Genomic DNA, 21,207 nt, shown 5'->3' with positions numbered 1-21,207 from the left:
GGTTTAATTCTAACCTTTGCTTAATCTAGTTTTTCCTAAATTTAGTTAGGTCTTTTTGTCATACCTTTTTTTAGAATCTTTTTATTTTTCTATTTATTTTTTATTCATTACTAAATTTAACATTTTTTAAATTATACCTCTTGACTTTTAATAGTTAGTCTTTCAAAAATATTATAAATTTCTTCTACACTGCCAAATTTAAGAATAGACATATTTTGCTCATTTTCTAGTATAGATAAGACTATCTGGATATTTCTTAAATGTTCGTCATTACCTAAAGAACTTAACCCTATCAATATCTCTACAGGATCGTTGTCTAGATTACCAAATTTTATTGATTCCTTTAATCTAACTACACATATTCCAGATTTTAATGCACCTTCTTCTGGCCTAGCATGTGGTAAAGCCACTCCCTTGGTAATTACAATATATGGTCCGAATTCTTCTAATGTTTTAATCATAGCAGGGATATATTCTTTTTCTACATATCCATTTTCATAGAGTATTTTCCCTGCTCTTTCTACAGCTTCCCTTTTATCCTTAACCTCAACATCAATCTCTATCATTGATTTTTTCATAATTTACCTACTTTTATTTATAGTTCATTATTAATTTATTTATCCTATCTACTAAACATGTCAACTCATTAGGATTTAAATTTTTTATTTTTTCAATATCATTTTCTATTAAAATTTTTTCTAAAGAAATAATTATAGATTTAATCAATGAATTTGTTGTTTTTTCAAAAATACATCTTTTTATTGTAAAAAAGTCATTTGCGATTTCTTCAACAATATCGTCGTCATATGATTTTAATATAAAATGTATTGATGCCAATTTTTTTATATTCTCATCTGTTTTGTCAATTATTTTATTGATAAGCTTTGTATCTTTATCATCAAAAATAACTTCATTTTTTAGTAAACTCAATATTGTATTTTCAAATTCAAGTATATGATTTATTTCATTTGAACTAACTATAAAAGGAATTATTTGATTTATGTAGTTATATAAATTTAATTTTCTAACATACGTTCCTTCTCCAGTTTTAGTTTCTAAAAGTCCTAATGTGTTTAGCTTATTTATAGCTAATCTAATGGTAAGTCTATTTACTTCAAACTCTTTTGATAAATCATTTTCTGATGGTATTTTGTCTCCTACTTCCCAGACATTATTTAATATTCTGTTCTTTATCTCAGATGCAATAATATCAGGTAAATTCGTTCTTTCAACTCTAGAAATATTAATCACCTCCTAATATATAATCCCCTAACCACTTGTTCGCTAGGTATATTATAATAATATCACTAAAACAACAAACGTCAATAGATAATGAAAACAATATCCTTTATTGTCATATTAGTTTATCCTTAGTCTTATCTATATTTTTGTGTATTTTTCAATCTCTAATCGTCTTATTTTAAGTATTTTGTCTTTAGTATTAACAAGTTATTAATTATGTTTTTATTTTTAATTATTAATTTTTTAAGACAAATGTAACTGTTTTCAATTATATTTCTTAAAAATGAACAGACTATTTTTATCAATTTAATTTATTATTGTATTAATATTGCTTTTTTAATGATATAATATCTGTTATATTATTCAGGATATGGATATAATAAGAAATATACAAAGTTTAAACACATTAAACTCATATAATATAATCAAATAAACAATTGGGAGTAATAAATGCCTTTTAAAAATTCAAATAATAATAACAATAATAAGAAACCTCCAATTTATGCGTGGTATATAATTGGTGCGTTAATTATTTTAATATTTCAATTTATTTTTGCTCCGATGATAAGAGATAGAGAAATAACCGAAGTCACATATGATAAGTTTATTTCCATGTTGTCGGAAGGAAAAGTAAAAAAAGTTGAAGAACAATCAAATCAAATCAGATTTTCTACAGAGGAAGATAAAGTCGAAAAACATTATAAGGTGGGTAAATGGCCAGATCCTAAGATTACAGAAAGATTGATATCTGCAAAATCAGAGTTTGGTACAGAGATTGTAGAGCCAACCAATCCGCTTATTTCAATTTTAATTCAATTGGTAATACCTATTGTAATTATGTTCTTAGGAATAAGATACTTAACAAAACACATGATGGGTGGATCCAATGCCATGAGCTTTGGGAAATCTAATGCTAAAAAATATATTAAAGCTTCAAATTCTGCGACATTTAAGGATGTTGCTGGACAAGATGAAGCAAAAGAAAGTCTTGAAGAAATTGTAGACTTCTTGCACAATACTAAAAAATATACTGAAATAGGTGCTGTAATTCCAAAGGGTGTGCTATTAGTAGGACCTCCGGGAACGGGTAAAACATTACTTGCTAAAGCTGTTGCGGGTGAATCAAATGTACCATTCTTCTCAATTTCAGGTTCTGAATTTGTTGAGATGTTCGTTGGTTTAGGTGCTTCTAAAGTAAGAGATTTATTTAAGCAAGCAAATGAGAAAGCTCCATGTATCGTATTTATCGATGAAATTGATGCTATTGGTAAAAGAAGAGATACATCAGGATATAGCGGAAATGATGAAAGAGAACAAACTCTTAACCAACTATTAAATGAAATGGACGGTTTTGATGCTACAAGTGGAGTTATTATCTTGGCAGCAACAAACAGACCAGAGATTCTTGACCCTGCACTTACAAGACCGGGTAGATTTGATAGACAGGTTAGAGTTGAATTACCTGACATTAAGGGAAGAGAAGAAATCTTAGCCGTTCATGCAAAAAAAATCAAGCTTGCTCCAGATGTAAATCTAAAAAATATAGCAAGAATGACTGCTGGTGCTTCAGGTGCCGATTTAGCGAATATCGTAAACGAAGGTGCTTTGAGAGCCGTTAAAGAAGGTAGAAAATTAGTTAATGAGGAAGATTTAGCTGAATCTGTTGAAGTTGTAATAGCTGGACATAAAAAGAAAAATGCAGTTATTACACAAAAAGAAAAAGAAATTATTGCATATCATGAAGTTGGTCATGCCATCGCAGCTGCAGCACAATCTCACACAGCTCCAGTAACTAAAATTACAATCATTCCAAGAACTTCCGGTGCACTTGGTTATACAATGCAAGTTGAGGAAGAAGAACGATTCTTAAGATCAAGAGATGACTTATTTGGTGAAATTGTAACATTGACTGGTGGTAGATCTGCTGAAGAAATAGTGTTTAACATTAAGACAACTGGTGCATCAAACGATATTGAAAGAGCTACTTCTATTGCAAGAGCAATGGTTGCCACATATGGAATGGAAGATGACTTTAACTTCATTCTTCTAGAACAATCCTCTTCAAAATATCTAAAAGGTGCTTCAAAAAATTCATATGCAGCTGAAGAAACTGAAAATAGAGTCGACCAAAGAGTAATGGAAATTATTTCAGAAGCGCATGACTTAGCTCATAAATTATTAAAAGAAAATATTAATAAGCTTCATGAAATATCTAAATATCTATTAGAAAAAGAAACCATTACAGGTGAACAATTCATGGATATCTTTAATGGTGACTATGTATTAACTGAAAAACCACAATACATTAAAGATGTAGAAGAAAAAATAAATGCAGAAAATCAAAATAAAGAATCTGATGATGTTTCAGAAAATTTAACAAACATTATTGATGAATCCGATTCAAATTTTGAAGACAAAGAATAGTTAAATTTACAATCTAATATTAGGGAATAGTACTAATCGAATTATTTTATTTGATTAGTACCAAAAATTCCTTTTGCCAAGTAGAAATATATTAAAATTTACTTGGCATTTTGTATATGTTTAATTTTCCCAAGTAAAAATTTTACTCTAATTACTTGGGTATTTGTAAAATCTAATATAACCAAGTAATAATTTTATGCTAATTACTTGGGTATTTACAAAATCTAAAATAACCAAGTAAATTTAACAAAAATCTTACTTGGTTAAATAGGAAAAATAAAAATACAAAGTAAAAAAGGAGATGAATTCTATTTAGACATTTATTTTTCCATCAAAAAATATATAGTAATGAAAAAAAGAGGCCAAAGCCTCTTTTTTTACCTTCTTCCTATTAGTCTACTATCCCAAGTAAAGTTGTACCATCTTCCGTCAATCCATTGTTTACCGGAAACTCTTGTACCTGTTGATGGTCTTAGATATCTCCATACACCATCAATCCATTGCCATCCAAATGCTTGCGTACCAGTACCAGGTCTAAAGTACATCCATCCTAATGGAAGTTTTTGCCAGCCAGTTGCCATTGTTCCAGAGTTTCTGAAATATCTCCATGAACCATCAACAAACTGTCTACCTTTAACCATTGTACCTGAACTTTGTCTAAAGTAATATTTTGAACCATTCTCTGGATTTGTCCACCAGCCCTTCTTATATCTTGTGTTTGGACCAGCTAGTGATAACCAGTGCATACCATTTTCTTTATAAATTTGGTCTATTGATTCACCTTTAGAATTAAAGTATTCCCAAGTTTTATTTATCCATTTCCATTCGGATTTAGCTTGTTTACCATGATCGAAGTATAACCATTTACCGTTTCTTTGTCTCCAACCATGTTCTTCCTTATCGATTTCTTTTTCTGTTTCGTCTACTGTTTCTTCATCAGTTTCTTCATCAGTTTCTTTCTCTGTTTCGTCAACAGTTTCGTCTTCAGTTTCGTCAGTTTCTTCATCTTTTACTTTCTTGATTGTAATTTCTGCTGCTGAACCATAAACATCACCAACGGCTTCAGTAATGATAAATCTTAAATGACTTGCTTCTAATCCATCCAAATCAATTGATTTTTCAGTATTGTCTGCTTCCCATTTTCCTGATGTCACTTCTTTATATTCTTCCCCATTAGTTGAATATTGTAAAGTGTATCCCTTAACTGTACCATTCCCAGCATTTGCTCTAGGTAAGTAGTTGAATGAAGCTAATTTTGTTAGATCTTCCAATTCGATATCAATAGTAATTGGTAATTTACCATTTTGCCATTGACTATGCCAAATTGTTGATTTATTTCCATCAAACGCTAATTCAATTGGGCCTTCTGCTGCTGTTGCATTGACAGTTTCTTCACTTGATGCTTTATATGATTTTGGAATGACTATACTTGGATCAACATATCTTCCCTTGTTAATTTCTAAATCATATAATTTTATTGAAGAATTTTTACCAATTTCTTTCAATGGGAAAACTAAAGTATTAACAGCCATTCTTGGCTTATCAGGATTTTTAATTAATCCAACTTCTTCCCCATTTATAAATATCTTTGTAGATTGAACTCTACCTTCAATTATGATTTCAAATTTTTCACCCTCTACAGGTTTGAAATCATATTGATGATTATGAGATTCAAATTTATATCCAATATTTCCATTTTCATTTACTAGGTAGAATGTAGTATCTCCATTTGTAAATAAAATTTGTGGTTTACTAATATCTTCTACAGATACTGTAGCTTTTATATTGTATTCTGGTCCTAAATCTTCTAAATCACTAGTTAATTTTGAATCTTCTCCAAATTCTAAATAACCTTTTTCAACCTTAACATTTTCATTGTTATATTGTCCTAAATCTTTTGAATTTACATCCATCTTTTCAAAATCGTGTAAATACATTGGATTTGAACTTGAAAGATATGGATATTTTCTTGAATCTATTTTTTCACTAAATTGTTCAAATGTTAATGTTTCTCTATCAGAATTCCATGTTCTATCCGCAACTACTGGAAGTGCATCAAAGAATCTTTGGAATATATCATAAGAAGTGATACCAGTTTCGTGTTTATCAACATTATCATTCCAAATAGCGAATCCTCCACCAAGTAATTGTGGATGTGATTCATTTACATTACCAGTGTTGAAATGGTTAGGTTGCCATTGATACATTTGTCTTAAGTTTAAGAAGTCACCATATCCACCTCTAGAACCATTACCACTAGGTACCATATATGTTGGCACATCAGTGATATTGATAATATCAAATCCCATTTCTATAGCTTTATTTGGATTTTGCCATCCGGTATTCCAAATGTCCATTTGCGCTCCATCTAATTTTACAGGAGTATTTCCTGTTTTACTTGATAGAGAACCCCAGAATCTAGATTTAACGCCTTTACCATCTAAATAGGTAAGCATATCTTGTACAAATTTTCTGTATTCTTCGTTTGTACCGTAGTATTCATCCGCACCAAAGTCGATTACATCTAATCCTGCAAAGTTTGCATCTTCCCCATCCATTTGTTCATCAAAAATACTCTTGATAAATGGTAATGTTTCTGGATTATTTAAATCAAACATTGCCGCTTTTTCAATATTTCCTCTATGTCCGATAATTGGATTTTTGTACATTAAATCAGGTCTTACCCTAATAAATGCAAGTGAGTGCGCAGGCACATCAATTTCAGGAACGATATTGATTCCCCTGTTTTTTGCATCTTGTACAAGTTGTCTAAACTCTTCTTTTGTATAGTGATCTTCAGAAGTTAATCCTTCTACTTCTGATTCTAATCTAAATCCAGCTTCAGCTTTTTCAAGAGCTACTTGTGGATCTGTTCCATATTGATCTAAGAAAATATAGTTATCATTTAAATGAACATGTAAATCATTAAGCTTATAGTAAGCCATATTATCCAATAATTGATTCATTGTTCTTACAGGTATAAACTTTCTACCTGTATCTATCATAAATCCTCTTACATCAAACTTAGGATAATCTCTAATTTCCCCATTTGGAATGTTTTGTCCTATTTGAAGAAGTGTTCTAGTTGCATAAAATGCTCCAGTAACATCTTCAGCTTCTATTGTTATATTTCCTTCTTGAATATTGATATAGTAACCTTCTTTACCATATCCTTTATTTTCAACTTTTACAAAAGTTATAGTATTTTCAGCTTCTCCATCAACTAATTTAATATCTCTATATCCTAATTCTTTTAGATATTCTTCTTTAGCAAAATTAAATTCACTTGGAGCAACTATACCAGTTTTTGCATCAATTGTTGTATTTCCTGTAGTTCCATGCCATTCTTGAATGTCTGGTATTACTTTAGGTGCGGCATTTTCCCCAGCATTATCATACTTACCAGGAACTTCTACAGTAAACTCTTTTGTAAATACTTTGTCATCTTTTTTAAGTTCAAGAGTTAATTTAACACTTGTGTCTACTAATGGTTCATAAACTTTTCCGTCAACATCAATTACTTGATCTTTTGATGAAGATTTGATTTTTAATTCTCCATTTTCTACTTCAGGTAAAACCAAAGCAGTCTTATCTTCATTTAGTTCAAGTGCTTCTATCTCATCTAATTCTGTCGTTTCACCAAGTGTTGTTTTATTATGAGAATATGCTTCTATTTCATATAAACCAACATTTGGCCAATTTAATCTTCCGCCATCAAATTCTGTAACAGTCAATTTTAACTTTTCAGTCAATATTTCTTTATCAAAATTGATAATTTGATTTTGTTCATTTTTCTTTTCAGTTTGTGTATATATTGTAGTATATTCACCATCTTTCAGCGCTTCTATTTTATAAGCAATAATGTTTTGCGCTTCCTTTGCTCTTTCCCATCTTAGGACAACACTTTGGATCTTAGTTAATTGTGTCAAATCCACTTCTAAAGATGGATTTTTAACATTAGTATTTGTTGCCCATCTAGTTTCATCATTGCCATCTACCGCCTTAGTAGGATTGAATTTTTCTATTTCAAAATCGCTAGCTTCAACTGGCTTATTTAAAAGTAGATTTTCATTTTTCTTTCCAACATAAATATCGTCGGATTCTACAGCTTTTGCTGTGTTTACAAATGTTCCACTTAATAGCATTATGATGCTTAAAAATATAGACAACATTTTGCTCATCGTTTTGTTCCTATGCATTTTTCTCCTCCTGCATTTTTGAGTTAATTGAAAATATTGTTCATTATTTAATGTTTAATTAGAAACTACAAATTTTGAATGGTCATTACCTTTAAATAAGGTAAAAAAAATATTTTGTTCTAATTCTTTACATATAAGAAATATTAAATAACATAATATTTTATTAATATACTTTATTTTCGTGTAATTCAACCGTTTCTATATGTGATTATATCAAAAAATGAAAACGCATCTTAATATTTTTCGTTTAATTTATAATTTAAATCGATTTACGAAACCGGTTACCATATCACTAAGTCGTAATTACCACTACAACCATAATTGTTAATTATTTTTAATAACATTTTCATCATTTAAAAAGTTCTGATCATAGAATATCCAACAAAAATACTTCTTTATCTTATATTATGTATTGAAAAAAGTGTAAGCTCCTCGCTTCCTATTAAATCAACCATTTTGATATAAATAACAACTAATTTCCAATTGTTGTTTTATTTTATTGTAATACAATATAAGTATAAGATATCTTAAATAAATACTATAAAGGAGGAATGTATGAGAACAATTGGAGATACTATTAAACATTTACGAATTGAGGCAGGATTGAGTCAAACACAGTTAGGCGAAAAACTTCACCTCTCAAATCAAGCAATTAGTAAATGGGAAAATAACTTTTCTCAACCGGATATTAATTTATTGCCTGAAATAGCAAATATTTTTGGTGTAAATATTGATGATTTATTTGAATATTCTGTTGAAAAACAATACGAAAAAATAGGAGCTTTATTAGGAAATCAAAAACCATTAACTAATTTAGAATTTGAACGATATGAAAAATTTCTTTTAGACCAATTGACAAAGGATTCTAAAAACTATAAAGCAAACTCAATGCTTGGAGATCTATATATCTCACATGCAAAAATGCTAAGAAAGAAAGCTGTTGAGTATGGAAAGAAAGCTTTAGAATTAAAGCCTAATACGAAATTTGATATAAACACAATAAATAATGCTTCAGGAGGAGCTATTTATGATTGGGACGTAGCAAATCACCATGAACTAATAGACTATTATGAAAAAACTTTACTTATCGCCCCAGAAAATAAAAAACTTTATTTCTATCTTTTAGATAACCTTATTGACGATAAAAGATTAAATGATGCAAATAGAGTATTAAAAGAATCTTATATTAAAAATCCTGATGAATTAAATGAGTATTACACAATATTTATTAAAGAAATTAAGCACGGATTTGACAGTGTTAAAAAAGAATACAAAGCTTTAGCGAAGAAATATAATAATGATTGGAGAGTACTATTTGCAGTTGCAAACTCTCTTTCAAAAAATGAATGTTACGAAGAGGCTATACCTGTCTGGAAACAGGCGTTTGATGCACAAGAAAAACCACGTTTTTCTGACTATTATATTTCAATTGCACATTGTTATATACTACTAGGAGACAAGAAAAATGCAATAAAAGCTTACAAAAACACATTAAAACTTCTTAAGGATGAATGGAATATCAAATTTGGCTCATTCGTAGATAAAATAAATTCTAAAATTGACGAGCTCTCAAGTTAAAATCAAAAAAGAGGCTATTGTGAAAAAATTACATCTCACTTTAGCCTCTTTATATTTTTAATTAGATAATTTATACATTTCTTCTAAGCTAATTAATTTTATATCTTTTGATGAATGTACATCGTAAAATCCTGATAAACTAGTTATCCAATAAGATGCACTTGAAAAAGAAAAATTAAGTGATTTTTCAATCAAATTATCTAAAACTTTTTGATTTACTAATTCATTTCTCCATTTAATATTACAATAATATGATATGCAATAATATATTATTGTATATTATGTTATTGTCTATTATCTTATGAGAGCAATTGAACAACCATCTCTGCACTTCTCTCACTAGTTATTTCAACATTTTTCATAAAGTCTATACCACTATTGTCGTGATGAACAATATCAGACAACGCTCTTACGATAATGAATGGAGTTTCTAATCTTTTACAAGTTTGTGATACCGCTCCTGCCTCCATTTCACAAGCTATTGCTGTTGGAAATTTTTCCATTAATTCTAATATTTTACTCTCTTCTCCTACAAATAAATCTCCGCTTATTATATCTCCATAATGAAGTTTGGCGTCTAGTTTTGATTTTTCAAAAGCTTTTACAACCTTTCTTGCTAAATCTCTATCTGCTTGAACAGTTATACCAACCCCTTCATGACCATCGATATATGAGGTATCAAAATCATGTTGTATAACTTTTTCTGATATGACAATATCTAATGTGTTTTCTTCAGGATCCATTCCACCTGCAGTTCCAATATTTATTATATATTCCGGATTATATTTGGTAATCATCAAGGTAGTTGAAATGGTTGCATTAACTTTTCCAACTCCACTAAGACAAAGAACTACTTGTTTTTGATTTATTTCTCCTTCGGTAAAATGTACTCCAAAATATTCTATTTCATTTATTTTATGCATTTTATTTTTTAATGCATCTACTTCTGGTGGCATTGCGCCAATTATTCCTATCATATTTTCTCCAAAAAAAATAAACCTGCTTCTGCCTTTAATTGATCAAATCATTTAAGACAAAAGCAGGTCAAATGCTTAATTTATATTTTATAAATCTCTAACTTGTGCAGCTGTAACGATTGATGTCATATAAACATCTTCTGAGTTACATCCTCTAGATAAGTCATTTACTGGTTTATTTAATCCTTGTAAGATTGGTCCTACAGCTGTGTAACCACCTAATCTTTGAGCAATTTTATATCCGATATTTCCAGCTTCAAGACTTGGGAAAACAAATACATTTGCTTGACCAGCAACTTTAGATGTTGGGAATTTTAAGTCAGCAACAGTTCTTGACACTGCAGCATCAAATTGCATTTCCCCATCAATATCAAATTCGTAACCTTTTTCTTCACAGATTTCATTAGCAATTTTTACTGCTTCTGCTACTTTTGTAGTTTCTGGAGTAACTGCAGATCCTCTTGTTGAGAATGATAATAAAGCAACTTTTGGATTAATACCAAAAACTCTTGCAGTACGAGCTGATTCAACAGCTATTTCTCCTAATTGTTGTGCATCTAAAGATGTGTTAATTGCTATATCTGAGAATAAATATTTTTCTCCTTCTTTACCTAGCATAATCATTACACCTGATGTTCTTGAAACACCTGGTTTTGTTTTAATAATTTGTAAAGCTGGTCTAACAGTATCACCTGTTGTATGGATTGCTCCTGAAACTAAACCATCAGCATCACCCATTTGAACCATCATTGTACCAAAATAGTTTACATCTTTTAATATTTCAACCGCTTGTTCTCTTGTAGCTTTTCCTTTTCTTAATTCTACAAAAGCATCTACATATTCTTCGAATTTTTCATCTGTTTCTGGGTCTCTAATTTCAATACCATCTAAATTAAATCCAAATTCATCTTGAACTTTTTTGATTTCTTCATGATTTCCTAAAAGAATCGGTGTAATGATACCTTCTTCTTTTATTTTTTGAGCAGCAGTTAAAATTCTCTTATCTGTTGCTTCCGGTAAAACTATTCTTCTATTTTTACCAATGATTTGTTCTTTCATTTCTTCTATAATTTGTAATGCCATGATTTCTCCTTCTTCCAAATTTTTATTATTTGTTCAATAATTTATTTAGAGCTTCTTCTTCCTCTGGTGAACAAGCTAGCTCTGTCTTACCACTTTTTATTTCTTTAGCATAAGCATAGGAACTTTCCCTACCGTTTATACTAGTAATCATTATACCATTATTAAATTGGTCAAGTAAAATCATTGTGAAAGATAATTCTCCACTTTGATTTTCTAATGCATTATATCTATGAATGATTTGTTTTTGCACTGCAAAAGCTAATCTATCATTTATTGTTTTTAACATCTTTTCAGTACTTGTAGATAACTCTTCCTTAAATTCATCATTTGATTTAACTATTCTATTGATATCACTAGATTGTTTCTTTGTAATATCCTCAATCGATATATCTAATTTTTCATTCAAAGAGTTAAAATGTAGTTTTTCATTTTCTTCAAGCATGTTTAATCTTTCAGTAAGAGTACTATTTAAATCTTCAATTTCTCCATTAAGTCGTGCCGCAATACCCGAACTCTTTTCACTAAATTCATTTTGTAAATTGTTATTTATAACTTCATACTCTTCGATTTTCTTTAATACTGTATCAATATCTGCGGATTGAGACGCCAATAATTCTTCTAAATTTAACTCTCCCCTACCTCTTAACAATCTATCGTATCTTTTTCTTACCCTCATAAGTTTGTAGGACAAGTCGTTTACTTTATATAAGTTAATAAATAAAAGTGAAGTAATTAGAACAATAATAATAATTAATAAATAGTCCATATTATTCTCCAATATTATATTTTAATAAAAAATCCTCAATTTGTTCATCATTCGCAAACTCAATGTTTACATTCCACTTATTTCTAGATTTTTTAACACTAACTTTTGTACCTAAAGATTCTTTTAATCTATCTTCAATATCCCTAATAAAGATATCTTTAGGCTTTTTCTTAACTTTTGTTTTTGTCGTTCTCTTTTTCTCTAAATCATTTACAGTTATTTCTTTTTTTATCAATTTATCAAGATATTCTCGTCTTTCAGCAATATCCTCTATCCCTAATAGCGCTCTACCTTGTGATGATGTTATATTTCCTTTTTCTAATTCTTGAATTGTAAACTCATCAAGAGATAATAATCTAACCATATTTGCAATATATGTTCTTGATTTTCCAATCACATCACTTAGTTCATTTTGAGTCATATCGTATTGTTTCATAATATTGCTATATGCTTGAGCTTCTTCGTATGGATTCAAATCTTCTCTTTGAATGTTCTCAACCATAGAGATCATATCTTTATCTTTATTAGTTAAATTTTTAACTATAGCTGGCACTTCATCTAACTTTATTAATTTAGCTGCTCTATATCTTCTTTCTCCAGCAACTATATCATATTTCTCACCATTTTTTATAAGGACTAATGGTTGCAAAACGCCATACATTTTAATAGAATCAGCTAAACTCTTAATACTTTCTTCATCAAAGTTTTTTCTTGGATTGTCACTACTTGCGACAATATCCTTTAATTTAATATATTCGACCTGATCTAAATCATTTACTTCTTCAACTTCCTTTTTATCTGGAATCAAAGCACCAAGTCCTCTACCTAAACCTCTTTTCTTAGTCATATTCACCTACTTATTCTGTTTAATAATCTCATTTGCTAATTTAACATATGCTTTAGCACCTTTTGACGATGCATCATAATCTAAAACCGACAAACCATGTGATGGTGCTTCTGCCAATCTAATATTTCTCGGTATAATACTCTTAAATACTTTATCTTTGAAATATTTTTTTACTTCTTCAACTACATCTAAAGATAAATTATTTCTTCCATCAAACATTGACATCACAACACCTTCAATTTCTAAGTTAGGATTTAAACTTCCTTTAATTAAGTCAATTGTTTGAACTAATTGAGATACACCTTCCAATGCATAGTATTCACTTTGAATTGGAATTAATACTGAATCGCTTGCTACTAGAGCATTAATACTTAATAAACCTAAAGATGGCGGACAATCAATAATTACAAAATCAAAATCTTCCAATTTTTTTATATTTTCTAATAATAACTGTTCTCTATTATCAATATTAACAGCTTCTATTTCAAAACCAGATAGATCTGAGTTTGATGGTAATATTTTAACATTTTTTGCACTTGTTTCTAAAGGCTCTAGTTCATTTTCACCTAATAATACATCATATATACTTAACTCTAGTTCATATTTATCGATACCTAGACCCGAAGTTGAATTTCCTTGTGGATCAAGGTCAACAACAAGTACTTTTTTATTCTTTTTTCCTAATGCTGCTGATAAATTAACAACTGTTGTAGTTTTACCAACACCGCCTTTTTGATTAAAAATAGATATAATTTTCATAAACACCTCTTTATAAATTATAACACAAACTAGTAGATTTAGCTTTAAAGTTTCATATGAAACTTTAAAAAATAACCCTATCTTGTTAAATTAAGATAGGGGAGTATAATATATTATTCTTTCATCATTTTAAATCCATTATCATAATCACCTGTTAACTTAAATTTATAAGTTTGACCAATTTTGGGATTTATATTGATTTTTTCTTTGATATTGTAATCTTTTCTTTCATTTTCATTAGTTGGATGATATTGTTTATCTGAAATAGTAAATTCTATACTAAAATCTTTCTTTCCAGAAAGATCAAGGAATTCATCAGTTACATAGTCTTCAACAATTGTATCATTCTTTTCCACCGCAAAACCTGTTTTTTGAGTAACATCTTTTGTTCTTATTGTATAATCTATACTCGCGACATCTTTAACTTCAGAAACATCAAATTGTAAATTAATATAACGGCTGTGATTTGGTTTTCGACTTGGTTTAGCACAACCAACTAAAATACTTAATAAAAATAATATAATAACATAGCTCTTTTTCATTTTAAACCTCTTTAATGTAATAACTTTATTTAATTATATAAACAAAATATAAATTAATCAATTAAGCATAAAATATATTTAAATGTTTCATATGAAACTTTAAGTGATTCATAATTATTTTAAAAAATTGTTTCATATGAAACTTTAAAATTGATACACTTTATATTTTTTATAACATAGATTGTTTCATATGAAACTTTAAAAATATCTCAATAATTATCTAAATATAAAAAATATTTAAAATAAAAATCCCCACAAAAATGTGGGGGATAGTTTTATGTTAAAGGATTACTTCTTGGTTTTCCACCAGCTCTAGGAAATCTGTGTGGAGTTGCTTTAATTTTCTTGATAACTATAAGTGATCTTGATCCTAATCCTAATGGAAGCTCATATTCTATGACTTTATCAAGTAAACCTCCTAAAAGATTGATCGCTCCTTTTGATAGATTTAATTCATCTTTATAGTTTGGACCTTTCATTGCTATGAAATATCCACCAACTTTTACAAAAGGTAGACAGTATTCAAGTAGTGTTTGCATTGGAGCTACTGCTCTAGATACTGCTGAATCAAAGGATTCTCGCATTCCTTCTTTTCTTGCAATTTCTTCCGCACGACCATGTAGGGGAACCACATTATCCAATTTAAGTTCTTCTACAACTTTATCTAGAAAATTAATTCTTTTCTTCAAGCTATCTAAAAGTACAAAGGATAATGTGTCATTATATATTTTAAGTGGTACACCAGGGAAACCACCACCAGTACCAATATCAATAATATTTTGATTCTTTTCGAAATATCCAGCTTTTGTGATTAATAGAGAATCTAAAAAGTGTTTAATATATACTTCTTCTTCTTCAACAATTTTTGTGATGTCAATTTTGTAATTCCACTCATCTAGTAAGTCGTAGAAGTGTTGAAATTTAGCAATTTGTTCGTCTGTTAAATTATATCCTTCTTTTTCAAAAATTTCTCTATACTTCATTATTCTTCCTTCTTAACACTTCTAAATGTATCATAATCACATTGATGTCTGCAGGTGTTACGCCTGGCATTCTTGATGCTTGTCCTACTGAATCTGGTTTAACAATATTAAGTTTTTCAGCGGCTTCTTTCTTTAATCCATCAATTTTAGTGTAATCTTCAATCATATCAAGTTTTTTTCTTTCCATTTTCTTGAATTGATCAATTTGCATGTTTTGTTTTTTTATATAACCTTCGTATTTGATTTGTGTTTGAACTTCTAGTACATATGGTTTCTTTATTTCTGTTCTTTCTGGATCAAATACTTCTAGAGTTTCATAGTCAAGTTCTGGTCTTTTAATTAAGTCATATAGACTTGTAGCAGTCTTTAACTCTTGTGTACCTAAACTTAACAATTTCTCATTAGTTTCTGAAGTAGGGGTTAGAATGACTTTTTTCAATCTTTCTACTTCTTTTTCAATAGCTTCTTTCTTTTCTAACATTAATTGATATCTTTCTTCAGATACTAATCCAATTTCGTATCCTTTTTGTGTTAAACGAAGATCAGCATTGTCTTGTCTCAATGTTAGACGATATTCTGCTCTGGAAGTCATCATTCTATATGGTTCTCTTTGTGCTTTTGTAACTAAGTCGTCTATTAGAACACCAATATATGCTTCAGATCTATCTAATATGAATGGTTCCTTATTATCTAAATTGTGTACTGCATTTATACCAGCCATTAGACCTTGTGCTGCAGCTTCCTCATAACCAGAAGTACCATTTATTTGTCCTGCGAAGAATAAGTTTTTTATATTAAATGATTCTAATGTAGTTTTTATATTTGTGGCATCAATACAGTCATACTCAATACCATGTGCAGGTCTCATAAATTCAACATTTTCAAGACCAATGATTGTCTTGTAAAATTCTTGTTGCACTTCAACTGGTAGGGTAGAGGATGCACCTTGTACATACATTTCGTTTGTAGTCTTACCTTCTGGTTCAATAAATATAATATGTTGATCCTTATCTGCAAATCTAACAACTTTATCTTCTATTGATGGGCAATATCTTGGTCCAATACCTTCAATTACACCAGCGTACATAGGGGAACGATATAGTTCTCTTCTAATGATTTCATGGGTTTCTGGTGTTGTGTGTGTTTGCCAACAAAGTTCTTGTTTGTAATTAAAATCTTTGTCAACATTCATAAATGAGAATGGTACAGGATTTTCATCACCATATTGTGGAATCATTTTAGAAAAATCTAAAGAACGTTTGTTAACTCTAGCTGGAGTACCAGTCTTAAATCTTCTTAATTTGAATCCCATATTTTCTAAGCTATCAGAAAGATATAGGGCAGGCTTCATACCATGAGGACCAGAGCTATATTGTAATTCTCCCATCATGATTAATCCATTTAGATAAGTCCCTGTACAGATAATTACTGCTTTTGCCTTATATATTGCACCTGTCACTGAAGAAACGCCAATTACTTCGTTATTTTCAATTAACACTTCATCTATTTCTGTTTCAATTAATCTTAAATTTGGTTCATTTTCAAGTACTTTTTTCATTTCTTCATGATAAAGTCTTTTATCAGCTTGCACTCTTAGGGAATGGATTGCAGGTCCTTTTGAAGTATTTAGCATTTTTGATTGTATAGATGATTTATCTATATTTAATGCCATTTCACCACCCAATGCATCAATCTCTCTAACTAAATGACCTTTACCAGTTCCTCCGATATTTGGATTACATGGTAAGTCCGCAACTGCATCAAGACTTATACTTGCCATTATTGTTTTTTTACCTAATCTAGCTGATGATAGGGCAGCTTCAATACCTGCATGTCCTGCACCAACGACAAAAACGTCGACTTCATCAGCAATATACTTTTTTATTTCCATTAAATTCTCCCTCTTTATAGAAATAGTTAATTATTTATCAATCTTGTTATTCTTATTATTTTCCTATACAGAAATCCTTAAATATTTTATCTAATACATCCTCTTCGATGGTTTCACCAGTAATTTCCCCAAGTTGTGTATAAGCATTTCTAAAATCTATTTCAGTGGCATCAAGTGGCATACCCATTTTTATACCTTCAACTGCTGAAATGATATTATCTCTAGCCTTTACTAATAAATCTCTATGTCTAATATTTGTAATCATAATTGTGTTATTTACTTGGATTTCACCATCAAAAAACATATCTAAAATTGCATCTTCAAGTTCTTGTATACCTTTATCTTCAATTATTGACATTTCTATTATATTATTTTTATCACATTTTTCATATATAAGTGTTTTATCAGCTTTCACTTCTAAATCGTGTTTATTTAATAATATAATAGATTTCTTATTATTTAGTAGTTCAATAATCTTTTCATCTTCATCATCAAATGGTTTGGATACATCAAAAATTGCAATAACCAAATCTGATTCTTCTGTAATTTTTAAGCTCTTTTCCACACCAATTGATTCAACAATATCATCAGTACTTCTTATACCCGCTGTATCTATTATGTTTACAGAAACTCCTCCCAGGTCTATTGATTCTTCAATCGTATCTCTTGTTGTACCAGCAACATCTGTTACAATTGCACGATTTTCTTTTAATAAAGCATTTAATAGGGAAGACTTACCAACATTTGGTTTACCAATAATAGCTGTTTTGATACCTTCTTTAATTATTCGTCCTTGATTTGCGGAATTAATTAATGTATTTAATTCATTTACAATGACTTCTGATTTTTCATATATTGGTTCAACTGGTAAATCATCTTCGTAATCTTCCATAAAATTAATGGAAAATTCTACTCTTGCCATTAAATCAAGCATTTTTTCCTTGATTTTTTTTACCTTTGAAGCCACGCTTCCTTTTAATTGTAGTAGGGAAGCTTCATAAGATTTATCAGTTTTCGCATCAATCAAATCGATAACAGCTTCCGCTTGAGATAAATCAAGTCTTCCATTTAGGAATGCTCTTTTTGTAAATTCTCCTCTTTCAGCGATATATGCGCCTTTTTTCAATAATGTATCCAAAACTTTTTTTACGGCTATATAGCCACCATGACAGTAAATTTCAACAATGTCTTCACGTGTATAAGTTTTTGGTCCTTTCATATATACCATCAAAACTTCGTCAATCATTTCCTCATTATTAAAAATATAGCCATAATTCATTTTTCTATTTTCAAATTTATTAACTTGTTCTTTTTTAAAATTTCTAAAAACTTCCTTCGCTATATCAAATGACTTTTCACCAGACATACGTACAATCCCAATACCTGCTTCACCAGTTGCTGTTGATATAGCTGCTATTGTTTTTTCTGCCATTTTTTATACCTCTTTACTAAATTAAAAAGCCCCAAATTATGTATTGGGGCCATTCTGTCTCTTAAAGTTTATTATCCTTTATATTTAACTACTACTTTTCTATTTGGGAATTTTCCACTTGAAACAGTTTCAATTTCTTTATAGCTTTGTAAAGCATAATGCACTATTCTTCTTTCGTATGAATTCATTGGTTTTAGTGCAATTGATTTTTTTGTTTTTAATACCTTAAATGCTACCTTTTTAGCATTATTTTCAATAGATCTCTTTCTTCTATCTCTATAATCAGCAACATTTAATGTAACTCTGTAAAATTGTTTTGTATTTCTGTTAACTAATAGGCTTAATGTATATTGAATAGCATTTAATGTTTCACCCTTGCTACCAATTACAATTCCTGTATCATTTTCAGAAATATCAGACAAATCTAAATTAATAATATTATTTTTATTTGTTTCATAGTCTACTTTAGTTTCAATATGCATCTTAACTAAAATATCTTCTAAGATTTTTTTAGTTTTTTGAGCAACTACTTCTAAACTATCTTCATCATTAATTTCGACTGCTTCGCCTGAGAATGTAAGTTCTCTAGTATTTACAGTTTTTTCTTTATCAGACTTGAATATTTCGTATTCTTCTTGTTCAGTTTCAGTTGTTTCATCTTCATATGAATCTACTGAATCTTCATAAGAATCATCTTCTTTATTTTCTACTACTTCATCAACAGTATCATGTGATTCAGTTTCTACAATTTCTTCTTCATCTTCTTCTAAATCATCATATTTACTGAATCTCTCATCAATTTCTTCGTCTGATTCATCTTCAACTTCTGCAAAACTGCTATTTTGTTTTAAATCACCAAATATATCATCTAGATTAATATCAGTACTTTTATCTTTTTCCTTGATTTTAACAATAGCATCATTTCCACCAAACATTCCTAAGAAACCTTTTGTTGGTTCTTGAATAATTTCAATTTCTGTATTGTTTCTGTCAAGGCCTAATTCTTTAAGACCTAAATCAACAGCTTCTTCTATAGTTTTAGATGATTTAATTATAGATTTCATTAATTATTACCCCTCGCTTTTCGAATCAAGAATATAAATCCTCTAATTAAGATTTCAATAACATTACCTATTGACCAGTATAATACTAGGGCAGCAGGTAAATTTCTAAATATAAAGAAGAACATAATCGGCATAATATACATCATAGTCTGCATGCCGCTTGCTTGTGGACTTCCTTCCATACTACTTTTATTTAAGAATTGATATCCTAATTGTGATACAGAGTTGATAAGTGGTAATGCAAATCCTGTTGGATCTGCTAAAGCTAAGTCTTTAATCCAGAAAAATGATCTATTGATATTTTCATAGTCACTTAAATATTTTTGTGGCTCTCTAATAACACTATATAAAGCAAAAATGATTACCATTTGCAGTATAAATGTTAAACAGCTCCCACCACATCCTTGCATCATATTATTTTCTTTTTGAAATTCCATCATTTTCTTTTGATAGATTTGCTGATCGTAGCCATATTTTTGCTTGATTCTGTCAAGTTCTGGCTGCATTTCTCTTTGTTTTCTTTGTTGTTTTGCTGTTTGCAATGTCATAGGAATGGTCAATATTTTGTAAATAATTCCCATAGCAATGATAGTCATAGCATATGTAGAGAATGTTTCACTTCCTATGTTCATTCCTTTTAATGATTCGTATATAAAGCTAAACAACTTTCCTAATATACTACTTAAAAAATCCATTCATCCTCCTATTTAACAGGATCATACCCGCCCTTGCTCCAAGGGTTGCATCTTAGAATTCTCCAAACTGTCATAAATGTTGCTTTAAAAAAATTATGTTTATTATATGCATCGATTGCGTATTGCGAGCATGTTGGTGTATATCTACATTTACCTTGTCCCATCATAGGAGAAATATACTTTCTATATAAGTTAATTAAAGCTATCATTAGTTTTTTCATTTATTCCTCTTTGAAATATTGATTATATGCATCAAAGAATTCTCTAAATCTTTATACTCATATTCAATTGTATGAGACTTTGGTGAAATTATATAATCTTTTCCATTTTCAAATTTATCTATATTTAATCTTATAATTTCTTTTAAAAGTCTTCTTACTCTATTTCTCTTATTTGCTTTTCCAAACTTTCTTGTTAATGTAAATCCAAATCTAGGATAATCAAAGATATTATCTGAAACTAATATCTTAAAATCTCTATTATAAAATCTCTTAGACCTTTCATATAATCTCTTAAATTCTAAATTTTTTTTAATCCTATATTTTTTTTCCATAATTTTCCTAATTTCAAATTAGACTAAGCTGAAAGTTGTTTTCTTCCTTTACGTCTTCTAGCTTGTAATACTCTTTTTCCTCCTGGAGTAGACATTCTAGATCTAAATCCGTGTTTTTTAGATTTTCTTCTTCTATTTGGTTGATAAGTTCTTTTCATAATTTTCCTCCTAA

At 29.3% G+C, this 21,207-nt stretch carries 19 protein-coding genes; 2 read left to right on the top strand and 17 right to left on the bottom strand.

What is annotated here, in order from left to right; translation table 11 throughout:
- Positions 1-131 precede the first annotated feature (131 nt).
- Both HMPREF9709_RS08660 and HMPREF9709_RS09720 read right to left on the bottom strand, forming a co-directional pair.
- Entirely contained in the window at positions 132-578 is a 447-nt protein-coding gene (locus tag HMPREF9709_RS08660) for a PTS sugar transporter subunit IIA (protein ID WP_005399237.1), read from the bottom strand.
- Between the two features lie 13 nt (positions 579-591).
- Entirely contained in the window at positions 592-1,251 is a 660-nt protein-coding gene (locus tag HMPREF9709_RS09720) for a FadR/GntR family transcriptional regulator (RefSeq protein ID WP_005399236.1), read from the bottom strand.
- Positions 1,252-1,692: 441 nt separating this feature from the next.
- Between HMPREF9709_RS09720 and ftsH the strand changes: the two genes are divergently transcribed.
- On the top strand, positions 1,693-3,666 hold the full coding sequence (gene ftsH / locus HMPREF9709_RS08650; protein WP_005399235.1) for an ATP-dependent zinc metalloprotease FtsH: 1,974 nt from the start codon (positions 1,693-1,695) through the stop codon (positions 3,664-3,666).
- A gap of 377 nt (positions 3,667-4,043) precedes the next feature.
- On the opposite strand, the gene HMPREF9709_RS08645 is transcribed toward ftsH, so the two are convergent.
- Entirely contained in the window at positions 4,044-7,865 is a 3,822-nt protein-coding gene (locus HMPREF9709_RS08645) for a family 20 glycosylhydrolase (RefSeq protein ID WP_005399234.1), read from the bottom strand.
- A 555-nt stretch (positions 7,866-8,420) separates the two neighbouring features.
- Between HMPREF9709_RS08645 and HMPREF9709_RS08640 the strand changes: the two genes are divergently transcribed.
- Positions 8,421-9,443: a helix-turn-helix domain-containing protein gene (locus HMPREF9709_RS08640; protein ID WP_005399233.1), complete on the top strand. Its 1,023-nt coding sequence runs from the start codon at positions 8,421-8,423 to the stop codon at positions 9,441-9,443.
- 299 nt (positions 9,444-9,742) lie between these two features.
- Here HMPREF9709_RS08640 and HMPREF9709_RS08635 read toward each other — a convergent pair whose 3' ends face one another.
- The 14 genes from HMPREF9709_RS08635 to rpmH all read right to left on the bottom strand — a co-directional run bounded on the left by HMPREF9709_RS08635 (position 9,743) and on the right by rpmH (position 21,193).
- The gene (locus HMPREF9709_RS08635; protein WP_005399232.1) at positions 9,743-10,420 is read right to left on the bottom strand and encodes a 5'-methylthioadenosine/adenosylhomocysteine nucleosidase; all 678 of its coding nucleotides are present in this window, start codon (positions 10,418-10,420) and stop codon (positions 9,743-9,745) included.
- 87 nt (positions 10,421-10,507) lie between these two features.
- Positions 10,508-11,503, bottom strand: coding sequence for a phosphate acetyltransferase (pta, locus tag HMPREF9709_RS08630; RefSeq protein WP_005399231.1), 996 nt, complete (start codon positions 11,501-11,503; stop codon positions 10,508-10,510).
- Positions 11,504-11,528: 25 nt separating this feature from the next.
- On the bottom strand, positions 11,529-12,269 hold the full coding sequence (locus HMPREF9709_RS09715) for a DUF4446 family protein (protein ID WP_005399230.1): 741 nt from the start codon (positions 12,267-12,269) through the stop codon (positions 11,529-11,531).
- 1 nt (position 12,270) lies between these two features.
- On the bottom strand, positions 12,271-13,116 hold the full coding sequence (locus HMPREF9709_RS08615) for a ParB/RepB/Spo0J family partition protein (RefSeq protein WP_005399229.1): 846 nt from the start codon (positions 13,114-13,116) through the stop codon (positions 12,271-12,273).
- A 6-nt stretch (positions 13,117-13,122) separates the two neighbouring features.
- A complete protein-coding gene (locus tag HMPREF9709_RS08610; RefSeq protein ID WP_005399228.1) occupies positions 13,123-13,875 on the bottom strand; it encodes a ParA family protein in 753 nt (250 codons plus the stop codon).
- Positions 13,876-13,988: 113 nt separating this feature from the next.
- The gene (locus HMPREF9709_RS08605) at positions 13,989-14,417 is read right to left on the bottom strand and encodes a hypothetical protein (protein WP_005399227.1); all 429 of its coding nucleotides are present in this window, start codon (positions 14,415-14,417) and stop codon (positions 13,989-13,991) included.
- A gap of 275 nt (positions 14,418-14,692) precedes the next feature.
- Positions 14,693-15,400, bottom strand: coding sequence for a 16S rRNA (guanine(527)-N(7))-methyltransferase RsmG (gene rsmG / locus HMPREF9709_RS08600; protein ID WP_005399226.1), 708 nt, complete (start codon positions 15,398-15,400; stop codon positions 14,693-14,695).
- A complete protein-coding gene (gene mnmG / locus HMPREF9709_RS08595) occupies positions 15,390-17,291 on the bottom strand; it encodes a tRNA uridine-5-carboxymethylaminomethyl(34) synthesis enzyme MnmG (RefSeq protein WP_005399225.1) in 1,902 nt (633 codons plus the stop codon). The genes rsmG and mnmG overlap by 11 nt, the downstream gene beginning before the upstream one ends.
- 55 nt (positions 17,292-17,346) lie before the next feature.
- The gene (gene mnmE / locus HMPREF9709_RS08590) at positions 17,347-18,723 is read right to left on the bottom strand and encodes a tRNA uridine-5-carboxymethylaminomethyl(34) synthesis GTPase MnmE (RefSeq protein ID WP_005399224.1); all 1,377 of its coding nucleotides are present in this window, start codon (positions 18,721-18,723) and stop codon (positions 17,347-17,349) included.
- A 71-nt stretch (positions 18,724-18,794) separates the two neighbouring features.
- On the bottom strand, positions 18,795-19,787 hold the full coding sequence (jag, locus tag HMPREF9709_RS08585) for an RNA-binding cell elongation regulator Jag/EloR (RefSeq protein WP_005399223.1): 993 nt from the start codon (positions 19,785-19,787) through the stop codon (positions 18,795-18,797).
- Positions 19,787-20,482: a YidC/Oxa1 family membrane protein insertase gene (locus HMPREF9709_RS08580; protein WP_005399222.1), complete on the bottom strand. Its 696-nt coding sequence runs from the start codon at positions 20,480-20,482 to the stop codon at positions 19,787-19,789. The genes jag and HMPREF9709_RS08580 overlap by 1 nt, the downstream gene beginning before the upstream one ends.
- Before the next feature lie 8 nt (positions 20,483-20,490).
- On the bottom strand, positions 20,491-20,703 hold the full coding sequence (yidD, locus tag HMPREF9709_RS08575; protein WP_005399221.1) for a membrane protein insertion efficiency factor YidD: 213 nt from the start codon (positions 20,701-20,703) through the stop codon (positions 20,491-20,493).
- Positions 20,700-21,035, bottom strand: a complete 336-nt coding sequence (rnpA, locus tag HMPREF9709_RS08570; RefSeq protein WP_005399220.1) for a ribonuclease P protein component — start codon at positions 21,033-21,035, stop codon at positions 20,700-20,702. The genes yidD and rnpA overlap by 4 nt, the downstream gene beginning before the upstream one ends.
- A gap of 23 nt (positions 21,036-21,058) precedes the next feature.
- Entirely contained in the window at positions 21,059-21,193 is a 135-nt protein-coding gene (rpmH, locus tag HMPREF9709_RS08565; RefSeq protein ID WP_005399219.1) for a 50S ribosomal protein L34, read from the bottom strand.
- Positions 21,194-21,207: the final 14 nt, after the last annotated feature.

The sequence above is a fragment of the Helcococcus kunzii ATCC 51366 genome, from assembly GCF_000245755.1.
GTDB classification, from domain to species: Bacteria; Bacillota; Clostridia; order Tissierellales; family Peptoniphilaceae; genus Helcococcus; species Helcococcus kunzii.
This window is presented reverse-complemented; position numbering and strand designations above follow the sequence as displayed.

Coding starts and splice junctions, on each gene's coding strand:
- HMPREF9709_RS08660 (WP_005399237.1), bottom strand. CDS start 578: ATGAAAAAATCAATGATAGAGATTGATGTTGAGGTTAAGGATAAAAGG.
- ftsH (WP_005399235.1), top strand. CDS start 1,693: ATGCCTTTTAAAAATTCAAATAATAATAACAATAATAAGAAACCTCCA.
- HMPREF9709_RS08645 (WP_005399234.1), bottom strand. CDS start 7,865: ATGCATAGGAACAAAACGATGAGCAAAATGTTGTCTATATTTTTAAGC.
- HMPREF9709_RS08640 (WP_005399233.1), top strand. CDS start 8,421: ATGAGAACAATTGGAGATACTATTAAACATTTACGAATTGAGGCAGGA.
- HMPREF9709_RS08635 (WP_005399232.1), bottom strand. CDS start 10,420: ATGATAGGAATAATTGGCGCAATGCCACCAGAAGTAGATGCATTAAAA.
- pta (WP_005399231.1), bottom strand. CDS start 11,503: ATGGCATTACAAATTATAGAAGAAATGAAAGAACAAATCATTGGTAAA.
- HMPREF9709_RS09715 (WP_005399230.1), bottom strand. CDS start 12,269: ATGGACTATTTATTAATTATTATTATTGTTCTAATTACTTCACTTTTA.
- HMPREF9709_RS08615 (WP_005399229.1), bottom strand. CDS start 13,116: ATGACTAAGAAAAGAGGTTTAGGTAGAGGACTTGGTGCTTTGATTCCA.
- HMPREF9709_RS08610 (WP_005399228.1), bottom strand. CDS start 13,875: ATGAAAATTATATCTATTTTTAATCAAAAAGGCGGTGTTGGTAAAACT.
- HMPREF9709_RS08605 (WP_005399227.1), bottom strand. CDS start 14,417: ATGAAAAAGAGCTATGTTATTATATTATTTTTATTAAGTATTTTAGTT.
- rsmG (WP_005399226.1), bottom strand. CDS start 15,400: ATGAAGTATAGAGAAATTTTTGAAAAAGAAGGATATAATTTAACAGAC.
- mnmG (WP_005399225.1), bottom strand. CDS start 17,291: ATGGAAATAAAAAAGTATATTGCTGATGAAGTCGACGTTTTTGTCGTT.
- mnmE (WP_005399224.1), bottom strand. CDS start 18,723: ATGGCAGAAAAAACAATAGCAGCTATATCAACAGCAACTGGTGAAGCA.
- jag (WP_005399223.1), bottom strand. CDS start 19,787: ATGAAATCTATAATTAAATCATCTAAAACTATAGAAGAAGCTGTTGAT.
- HMPREF9709_RS08580 (WP_005399222.1), bottom strand. CDS start 20,482: ATGGATTTTTTAAGTAGTATATTAGGAAAGTTGTTTAGCTTTATATAC.
- yidD (WP_005399221.1), bottom strand. CDS start 20,703: ATGAAAAAACTAATGATAGCTTTAATTAACTTATATAGAAAGTATATT.
- rnpA (WP_005399220.1), bottom strand. CDS start 21,035: ATGGAAAAAAAATATAGGATTAAAAAAAATTTAGAATTTAAGAGATTA.
- rpmH (WP_005399219.1), bottom strand. CDS start 21,193: ATGAAAAGAACTTATCAACCAAATAGAAGAAGAAAATCTAAAAAACAC.